Below are 9,777 nucleotides of genomic sequence, written 5' to 3'. Positions count from 1 at the left end.
GCGAGCAAGGATGGGACCGGACTGCTGACGGCGACCGACCTAGTGGCGGCCATCAATGCGGAAGCCCCCCCTGCCCCCTATGATGCGCCCTCGCTGGCCCCCAAGGACAGCGACATCATCATGCTGCCCAGCCTGCCGGTTCCGGTGGTTGGCGGCACGTCGCCGAATGGCGGGGGAGGCACGACACAGCCGAACAAGCCCTCGGTCAATGGCAATAATAGCGGCTTTGCCGATTATGACGCGCGAGCGCAGTCATTCATCCTCGACTTCATGATGAAGTCCGACAAGATCGAGATGATCAAGATGGATACGGCGCTGGTGCTGATCGACCTGACGGCGATCGACCAGCCGACGGACCGCTATGTGTCCAAGAGCTGGGTGGTGGACGACATCATGACCATCACCGCTATCGGCCATTACGCCGATTTCTACGCCAGCGGCATGCTTTTCGCGTGATATCGGCCGCTGGCCGTTGCGAAAGGTGAAGGACGGGGATAGAGCCGTCCGCCTCCGCTCAACAACCGGCGATAGAGCTATGAATAGAATTTCCATGAGTTCCGTGCGCGCGCACTGGCTCGACATTGCCGGTTTTGTCGCGTCCTGCCTCGTCGGCGCGCTGTTTCTCTGGATTATTACGCCCGATGATTTCATCAAGGGCTACTCCAGCTACTGGCAGACCCAGGTCGAGGACGTATCCCAGTACATATCCGGCTATCGGGCCTATCTCGCGGCGCCATGGCAGTGGCCGCTGCTCGGCATTCCGTCGCTGAACTGGCCGCATGGCACGACATTGACTTTCGTCGATGCGATTCCCGCCTTTTCCTTCGTGCTCAAGCTGCTCAACACGGTCATCCATGTCCCGCTCAATCCGCTCGGGTACTGGATGCTGGTCTGTTATGGCATGCAGGGCGGGGCGGCCTGGCTGCTCGGGCGGCAGCTGGCCGGCTCGGACCTGCTGCGCGTCGGGCTAGTCGTCGCGCTCTGCATCCTCATGCCGTCGCTGACGGCACGCATGGGTCATTCCAGCCTGCAGGCGCATTTCCTGCTGCTGCTGGCGCTGACCCTCTACTTCCGCGGACGCGCGGCGGCCCGGCCCGACATCGTCTTGTGGACCGTGCTGCTGCTGGTTTCGTTCTACGTCAATTTCTACATTACCGCGATGGTCGCGGCGGTGATGGTGGCAAGCACCGGCGACCGCTGGCTCAAGACGCGCAAGGCTGGGGAAGTGCTGGCGAGCGTCGTGCCTGTCATTGCGGTTGTGGCCAGCGTGCCAATCATGTTGGGCACGGCGTTCGGTCAGGCGGTGCCCGATACTGGCTTCGGCTTCTACTCGATGAATGTCCTGTCGCCAATCGGCCACGGCTTCCTGGTCCGGCTGCCCTTCTACGTGCCCGGCACGGGCGGACAATATGAAGGCTATAACTATCTCGGTCTTGGACTGATCGCGCTCCTTGCCCTCAGTGTCTGGCTGCGACACCGGCAGGGCAAGACCGAGCCAGCCGGGGCTGCTTCATACTTCGGACCGGTGCTGGTCTGCATTTTGGCGCTCTGCGTCATCTATGCGCTGTCCAATCATGTCTATGTCAGCGACGTGCAGGTGCTCGAGTGGCAATTTCCGTCATTCCTGACCGGATTGTTCGAAGCCTTCCGGTCTTCGGGACGATTCTTCTGGCTGGTGTCCTATGCCCTTGTTGCCGTTGCGGCGCTTAGCCTTGGCCGTGTCGCGCTGCCGCTCCGCGCGATATTGGTGGTTGTCGCCCTGGTGATCCAGCTGGCAGACATGATCCCGACCTATCGCGAGGTGGGACATAGTCTGGAGCGCGAGCCGCATATTCTTGCCGATATGGATGAGTGGCGGGCGGAACTGGCGGGGGTAACCACCATTCATGCTTTCCCGAAGTTCAAATGCCCCGGGGGCTATGCGCGGGAAGTGCTACCCCTGCAGTCGGTGGCGGCCGAGGCTGGCTATAATCTGACTACCGGCTTTATTTCGCGCTATGGCGCCGATTGCGAGGCCATTGCATCCGAGATCGATGCCTCTGACCCGGCGACATCGGCTTATGTCTTTGCGACGACGCATTTCACGCCAGAGCAGATTGCCAGTTACATGCCGGAAAATGCCCAGTGCAAGACGCTGGAGATCTGGTCGATTTGCAGAGTCACGCCATGACCGAGGATATCGAATTTTCCATTGTCGTGCCCTGCTACAACGAGGCGGACGGTATCGCCGCTTTCTGGGCACGGCTGCAGGACGTGATGGCGACGACGGGGTCGCGGTGGGAAGCCATATTCGTCAATGACGGCAGCGGCGACGAAACATTGACGCGCCTCAACGCGCTCAGCACCGAAGCAGCCCATATCCGCATCGTCGATTTCAGCCGCAATTTCGGCAAGGAGGCGGCCATCACCGCTGGGCTCGACAATGTGCGCGGCAAGGCGTGCATCGTCATAGACGCCGACCTGCAGCATCCGCCCGAGACCATCCTGTTGATGATCAAGTTGTGGCGCGACGGCGCGGAGGTGGTGCTGGGCAAGCGCAAGACGCGTGATACCGATTCTGCCCTGCGCAAATGGTTCAGCAGCCGTTTCTACGACCTGGCCGCCAGGCTGTTCGAAGTGCCTATTCCCAAGGACGTGGGTGATTTTCGACTGATGGACCGCAAGGTGGTCGAGGCGCTCAAGCAGGTGCGCGAGAACCAGCGCTTCATGAAAGGGCTGTTTGCCTGGGTGGGTTTTCGGACCCAGGTGGTCGAGTTCGAAGTGGCGGAGCGAGAGTTCGGCACGTCGAGCTTCAACCTGTGGCGGCTGATGAACTTTGCCGTCGATGGCATAACCAGCTTCACCACAGCCCCACTGCGCCTCTGGTTCTATGTAGGTTCGACCATCTCGCTGTGTGCCCTGCTCTACGGCCTCTATATCGTGGTCACCGCCATCGCCTTCGGCAATTCGGTGGCGGGCTATCCTTCGCTGGCCGCCTTGCTGTCCTTCATCGGCGGCGTACAACTGATCGGCATCGGCGTGCTTGGCGAGTATATCGGGCGCATCTACAAGGAAGCCAAATATCGACCGATCTATATCGTCCGCGACATCATCGACAAATAGCATGATGGACAACTGGATCGCCCGGACACTGCGCAAGTACCGGAAATTCCTGATTTTCGGGACTATTGGCGCCGCCAATACGGTCGTGCATGCCGGCGGGGTGATCCTGCTGGTCGAGCTGTTCCACGCCAATCCCACAGTGGCCAATTTCTGCGCCTTCATGGTGGCGAACGTGTCTTCCTACGTGCTCAATTCGCTGATCACCTTCAAGGCATCACTGCATGTCTATCGCTACGTAAAATTCTTCTTCTCGTCTTTGTTCACGCTGGGCATGACACTGACGATTTCTCAGATCGGACAGTTTTTCAACGTCCACTATCTGTATTCGCTGGCCGCGATCATTGTGCTGACGCCCGTGGTCAGCTTTCTTATTTTAAACAAATTCGTCTTCAACAAACCTGCCCCAATTCGGAGCGAGGCGGAGTGATTTGCCGGCGGCCGGATGCTCCGCTACGTGGATGCCCGACCCAGATGCGCCCCTGCCCAAGCAATGACCCAAATGGCCGGAACAAGACCGCTACGCGCAGCGTGCCATTGCGCTCCCCGCCGCTTGCCAATTGCGCCGCCGGAGGCGCTGCGAACAGGCTGCAGAAGACGTCACCAAACAGTGTGATGAGGTCGCACCAATTGGCGATGTTTCTGCCTGCAATTTCCGATAATGGGCTGTTATATGTTGGCGTGGCACTGTATTGGAGACTGCCGTTCATGACCGGCATTTTTCCGCGGCGACCTTTTGCGCCCTCAGGGAATGAGTGAAAGCAACATTATGGCGACACAGAATCCGTTCAAAGCGGCTCTTCAGACTTATCGTACGATCCTGGTGGCAACGATCGTGTTCAGCGTTGCCATCAATCTGCTGATGTTCGTGTCGCCCTTGTATATGCTGCAGGTCTACGATCGCGTGCTGCACAGCCGCAGCGAGACGACGCTGTTGATGATCACTTTCATCGCACTGGCGCTGCTCGGCATTTACGCCATTCTCGAATGGATCCGCTCGCGCGTGCTGGTTCGCGCCGGCATGCGGTTCGACGAAATGATCGCCAAGGCGCTGTTCAACCGCGTGGTGACCAGCACGATCCGCCAGCCCAACGGCAAATCCGAATTCGTGCTCGCCGACGTCGACCGGCTGCGCGAGTTCCTTACCGGCTCGGGCCTGATTGCCTTGTGCGACGTGCCGTGGGTGCCGATCTTCCTGCTCGTCTGCTTCCTCTTCCATCCTATGGTGGGCTGGGTGGCTCTTTGTGGTGCAGTCATTGTGCTGGCGCTGGCGCTGGCCAACGAATTCTTGACCAAGAAGACGCTGAATGAGGCTTCGGGCATGGGCCAGTCGGCCCAGCACTTCGCCAATACTACGCTGCAGAATGTGGAAGCCATCCGTGCCCTTGGCATGGAAGGCAGCCTGCGCAGCCGTTGGCACGACATGCATCGGGGCATGTTGGTCAAGCAGGCGATCGCCAGCGATCGGGCGGGCGCCATCCAGTCTCTCTCCAAATTCGTACGCATGGGCCTGCAGACGGCGATCCTGGGCGTCGGCGCCTACTTGGTGCTCGAGGGCGAAATCTCGCCCGGCTCGATGATCGCCTGTTCGATCCTCATGGGCCGCGCGCTACAGCCGGTTGATCAGGTCGTCGGCCAGTGGAAGCAGTTCGTTGGCGCTCGCCAAGCCTATGGCCGTTTGTCGAACCTGTTCAAGCAGATGCCCGAACAGGAAGAAAAAACCGCCCTGCCCGCGCCGTCCGGTCGGCTTTCGATCAATGGCCTGGCTGTGGTGGCACCCGGCGCCCGCACCGCCCTCTTGCAGGGCGTCACTTTCGACGTGCAGCCTGGCGAGGCCGTGGCCCTGGTGGGCCCGAGCGGCGCAGGCAAGTCGAGCCTGATGCGCGCCCTGGTCGGCATCTGGCCGGCCTTTTCCGGCAGCATCCGCCTCGACGGCGCCGAGTTGCAGCACTGGGATCCGGACGTGCTGGGCAAGCATCTGGGCTATCTGCCGCAGTCGGTTGAGCTGTTCAACGGCACAGTGGCCGAGAACATTGCCCGCTTCCAGGCTGACGCCGACGACAAGGACGTGCTGGCTGCCGCCACGCAGGCGCGCGTGCACCAGATGATCCAGAACCTGCCGGACGGCTACAATACCCAGATCGGCATTGGCGGTCGCTCGCTTTCGGGCGGGCAGCGGCAGCGTATCGGTCTGGCCCGCGCGCTCTATGGCAACCCTTCGCTGATCATTCTGGACGAACCCAACGCCAATCTCGACAGTGAAGGCGAAGAGTCGCTGTTCCAGATCGTCCAGGAGCTCAAAGCCCAGGGCAAGGCAATCCTGTTCGTCAGCCACAAGATGAGCCTCGTAAGTCTGGCCGAAAAGGCGCTGATCCTGGCCGAAGGCCGCATGCGCTCCTTCGGCCCGACGCAGGAACTGCTCAAGATCAAGCCGGCACTGAAACCCGTGCAGCCACCGACCGACCCCACTCCGACCCGCAGCATTGCTTAAGGAACGGCCATGTCCCTCGCTACCCTCTCAGGCGACGACTCCCAGGACCTTGCCTATGGCAAGAGCGTGCGCAATCAGGAGTTTTCTCCGCGCCGCTATGTTGTCCTCGGCTATATCACGCTGGTATTGACCTTTGGCGTGTTCGGCGCCTGGGCCTTCACCGCTCCGCTGGCCAGCGGCGTGGTGGCCGGTGGCACGGTGTCGGTGGAATCGAGCCGCAAGACCGTTCAGCATCTTGAGGGCGGTATCGTCGCTGAGATCCTGGCGCGCGAAGGCGAGATCGTGGAGGCCGGCCAGGCGGTTTTGCGGCTGGAATCGACCCAGGCGCAGAGCAATTACGCCTTCCTCAGCTCGCGGCTTTCCATGCTGCAGGCACAGGAAGCCCGGCTGATCGCGGAAAGCACCAATGCGCCGACGCTGGTCATTCCCGATGCACTGCGCAATTCCACGAGCCCGGAAGTGCAGCAGCAGGTGGCGTTGCAGGAAACGCTGTTCGAGGATCGCACCACAAGCCGCGACGGGCAGATCGCCATCTTCACTTCGCGTGTCGGGCAGGTGAACGAGGCCATCAACGGGCTGCTGCTGCAGCGCGACGCCATCGAAGGGCAGATGACGTCTCTGACCGACGAAATCACCCGCATGACGCGGGGCCAGGAAAGCGGCATCGTTGCCACCAACCAATTGTCGTCGATGAACCGCTCGCGCCTCGAATTGCAGGGTGAGCTGGGCCGACTGACCTCGGAAATCGCCAAGCTGCGGCAGACAATCTCGGAGACGGAACTGCAGATCGTGCAGTTGCGGCAGGAATTCGTGGAGCGCGCCAGCGGCGAATTGCGCGATCTGCGCGAAATGCTGAACGAAACCACCGAGCGGGCCAATGTGGCGCGGGACGTGCTGGACCGCACCGTGGTGCGGGCGCCGGTGCGCGGCAAGCTGCAGAACATCCGCGTGCACACGGTAGGCGGCGTGATCCGTCCCGCCGAGCCGGTGATGGACATCATCCCGCTCGACGACGACCTGATCATCTCGGCGCAGGTGCGCCCGATCGACATCGACAGCGTCTCGGTGGGCCAGCAGGCGGAAGTCCGCTTCCCGGCTTTTTCGTCCAAAACCACGCCGGCGATCTTCGGCACCATTTCGGTGGTGTCGCAGGACGTAATCGAGCCGACCAATCCCAATATGGCGCCCTATTACAGCGCCCGTATCGAGGTGCGGGATTCGGAAGTGCCGCAGGATATTCGCGAGCGGCTGTTGCCGGGCATGCCGGTGGACGTGATCGTCTCCACTGGCGAGCGCACCCTGGCCGAATATTTCATCCGCCCGATGTCGGACATGTTCCACAAGGGCATGCGAGAGAAATAGGCGCCCGTTGCTGCGATCAAGCCGCCGGACCCGGGTCCGGCGGTTTTTCATTTGGGCATGCGCTTTCCATCTCGCCCGGTAGGGGTGAGAACGATTGGTGCGGCGCGGCTCCCTACCCCGTTCAAAACAATGCCTCGCCACGGTGACAAAGCGCGGATGACCGGCTATCACCCGAGGCAAGACAATCAACATTCGACGCAGATGACCCAGACAATCGTTCCCGTGATCCTCGCCGGTGGCCAAGGCACCCGTCTTTGGCCCATGTCCCGCTCGGCCCGGCCGAAGCAGTTCATCGATCTGGTGGGAGACAAGTCGCTGTTTCAGCAGACTCTGGATCGGATTTCGGACACCTCGCGCTATAGCGCGCCGATCGTGCTGACCAATACCGACTACCGGTTCCTGGTGGCCGAACAGGCGCAGGAAGGCGGCGTCGCGCTGGCATCGATCCTGCTCGAGCCAGTGGCGCGCAACACAGCTGTCGCCATCGCGGCAGCTGCCGTCGTGGCCATGGCCGATGACGCTGATGCCGTGCTGCATATTCTGGCTTCCGATCACGCCATTACCGCCGACAGCAGTTATTTCAGCGCTGTCGACGCCGCTGCTGCTGCCGCGCGCGAAGGGAAGCTCGTGACGTTCGGCATCAAGCCGAGCCATCCGGAAACCGGCTATGGCTATATCGCGGTGGGCGAAGGGCTGTCCCATGGCGTGCGCAAGGTCGAGCGTTTCGTCGAAAAGCCAGACCTGGCCGGTGCGGAAGCCATGCTGGCCCAGGGCGGGTTCGTCTGGAATTCGGGCATGTTCATGTTCTCGGCCAAGGCTTTCCTGGCCGAATGCGAGCGACTGGCCCCCGAGACCTACGCCGCAGCCCGCGGTGCGGTGGAACAGGGCCATAGCGACCTCGACTTCACACGTCTCGATGCCGCCGCTTTCGAGACGGCACCCAATATCTCGGTCGACTATGCCATTTTCGAAAAGACCGACAAGGCGGCAGTGCTGCCGGTCGACTTCAAGTGGTCGGACCTGGGCGCCTGGGATGCGGTGTGGAATGCCCACGAGGCCGACAGTGCCGGCAATGTGGTGATCGGCCCGGCCATGATGTCGAATACACGCAACAGCATGGTGATGTCGGACAAGGCCCATGTGGTGGTGGACGGGCTGGAAGACGTTGCCGTGATCGTCAGCGAGGACGCGGTATTCGTGGGTCGGCTGTCGCAGGCCCAGAATGTCGGCAAGCTGGTCAAGGCGCTCAAGGCTGACGAGACGACGCGCAGCCTGACCGAAATCCACAAGACCGCCTATCGCCCCTGGGGCGGCTATTCCTCGGTGCTGAGCGGAGAGCGTTTCCAGGTGAAGCGCCTGTTCGTGCAGCCGGGCAAGAAGCTGTCGCTGCAAAAGCACCATCACCGCTCCGAACACTGGGTGGTGGTGAGCGGCACGGCCGAGGTAACCGTCGATGGCAAGGTGACGATGCTCACCGAAAACCAGTCGATCTACCTGCCGCTGGGTTGCGTGCATCGACTCGCCAATCCCGGCAAGATCCTGTTGGAACTGGTGGAGGTCCAGACGGGGTCGTATCTGGGCGAAGACGACATCATCCGCATCGAGGACGAATTCGGGCGCGCATGATGCGCCCGCTTGCTTGCTCCGGCACAATGAACGCGGCCATTGCCCGCGAGGCGGCGCAATGAACGTCCTGCATGTCTATAAAACCTATTTGCCGGAGGACTTTACCGGTGTGCCGCGCGTGATCCACGCGCTGGCCGAGGGCATGGCGGAACAGGGCGTGCGCTCACAGGTGCTGGCTCTGGGCCCCGGCAAGACCGGCACCGAGATCCCAATCGACCACCATACGGTGCATATCGCACATCGTGATCTCGACATCGCCTCGACCGGCATGTCGTTTTCGGCCCTCGGACTGTTTCGCAGACTCAGCAAAAGCGCGGATGTGGTGCACTACCACTTTCCCTGGCCGTTTGCGGACCTGCTGCACTTTTCGGCACGGCCGAATTGCCCGACCGTGGTCACCTACCACTCTGACATCGTCAAGCAGAAGCGGCTGCTGGCGGCCTATGCGCCGCTGCGCGACCGCTTCCTGCGCGACTTGGATGCGGTGGTGGCAACCTCGCCCAATTATGTGCAATCGAGCGCCGTGCTGAAGGCTCTGGATGATGTGCAGGTCATTCCCATCGGCATTCCCGACGTGCCTGAGCCGCAACCAGATCTCGTGGCGCAATGGCGCGAACGGGTGGGGCAGGACTTTTTTCTCTTTGTCGGGGCGCTGCGCTATTACAAGGGCCTGTCATTCCTCGCGGATGCCGCAGGCAAGACGCAGGCGCGTATCGTGGTCGCCGGAGCCGGAGACAGCAGCGAATGGCCGGGGCTCGACCGTGACAATGTCAGCTATGTCGGGCCGATTTCGGACGAGGACAAAATCGCGCTTTTGAGCCTCTGCCGCGCCTTCGTCTTTCCCTCGCATCTGCGCTCCGAAGCTTTCGGCATCGCGCTTCTGGAAGCCGCGCGCGCCGGCAAGGCGATGATCTCGTGCGAGATGGGCACGGGGACTACCTATATCAATCTCGACAATGTGACCGGCCTGACCGTGCCGCCTGCGGACGCCATGGCACTGGCCGCGGCGATCGATACGCTGGAGGCAGCGCCCGAGCGCGCCGCAGCCATGGGCGCAGCGGCCCGGCAACGCTATCTGTCGCTGTTTCGCGCAGAAATGCAGACAGCCGCCTATCTTGAGCTTTATCGCCAAGTCGGGGTTGGCTCGTAGCCGGACCGCGACTTGCAAGTTAGGCCTTTGGGGCCTAGAAACCGGGCTC

8 protein-coding genes are annotated in these 9,777 nt (G+C 61.6%); all 8 read left to right on the top strand.

The window, feature by feature from the left end; all coding sequences use genetic code 11:
- A partial coding sequence (locus BGO80_RS15560) for a hypothetical protein (protein WP_286722180.1) occupies nt 1-456 on the top strand: 456 nt, incomplete at its 5' end.
- Between the two features lie 94 nt (nt 457-550).
- Nucleotides 551-2,170: a DUF6311 domain-containing protein gene (locus tag BGO80_RS15555; protein ID WP_286722179.1), complete on the top strand. Its 1,620-nt coding sequence runs from the start codon at nt 551-553 to the stop codon at nt 2,168-2,170.
- On the top strand, nt 2,167-3,102 hold the full coding sequence (locus tag BGO80_RS15550; protein WP_126149585.1) for a glycosyltransferase family 2 protein: 936 nt from the start codon (nt 2,167-2,169) through the stop codon (nt 3,100-3,102). Before BGO80_RS15555 ends, BGO80_RS15550 begins: the two co-directional genes overlap by 4 nt.
- Before the next feature lies 1 nt (nt 3,103).
- Nucleotides 3,104-3,529: a GtrA family protein gene (locus tag BGO80_RS15545; protein ID WP_126149586.1), complete on the top strand. Its 426-nt coding sequence runs from the start codon at nt 3,104-3,106 to the stop codon at nt 3,527-3,529.
- A 339-nt stretch (nt 3,530-3,868) separates the two neighbouring features.
- Nucleotides 3,869-5,590 carry a type I secretion system permease/ATPase gene (locus tag BGO80_RS15540; RefSeq protein ID WP_126149587.1) on the top strand — a complete coding sequence of 574 codons (1,722 nt, stop codon included), beginning with the start codon at nt 3,869-3,871 and terminating at the stop codon, nt 5,588-5,590.
- 9 nt (nt 5,591-5,599) lie between these two features.
- Entirely contained in the window at nt 5,600-6,952 is a 1,353-nt protein-coding gene (locus BGO80_RS15535; protein ID WP_286722178.1) for an HlyD family type I secretion periplasmic adaptor subunit, read from the top strand.
- Nucleotides 6,953-7,153: 201 nt separating this feature from the next.
- The gene (locus BGO80_RS15530; protein ID WP_126149589.1) at nt 7,154-8,578 is read left to right on the top strand and encodes a mannose-1-phosphate guanylyltransferase/mannose-6-phosphate isomerase; all 1,425 of its coding nucleotides are present in this window, start codon (nt 7,154-7,156) and stop codon (nt 8,576-8,578) included.
- Between the two features lie 58 nt (nt 8,579-8,636).
- Nucleotides 8,637-9,728: a glycosyltransferase gene (locus BGO80_RS15525; protein ID WP_126149590.1), complete on the top strand. Its 1,092-nt coding sequence runs from the start codon at nt 8,637-8,639 to the stop codon at nt 9,726-9,728.
- The last annotated feature ends 49 nt before the right edge of the window (nt 9,729-9,777 follow it).

This window comes from Devosia sp. 63-57 (assembly GCF_001899045.1).
In the GTDB taxonomy this organism is placed as follows: Bacteria; Pseudomonadota; Alphaproteobacteria; order Rhizobiales; family Devosiaceae; genus Devosia; species Devosia equisanguinis.
Note: the sequence above shows the minus strand (reverse complement) of the source record. Positions and strands in the feature narration are given on the sequence as shown.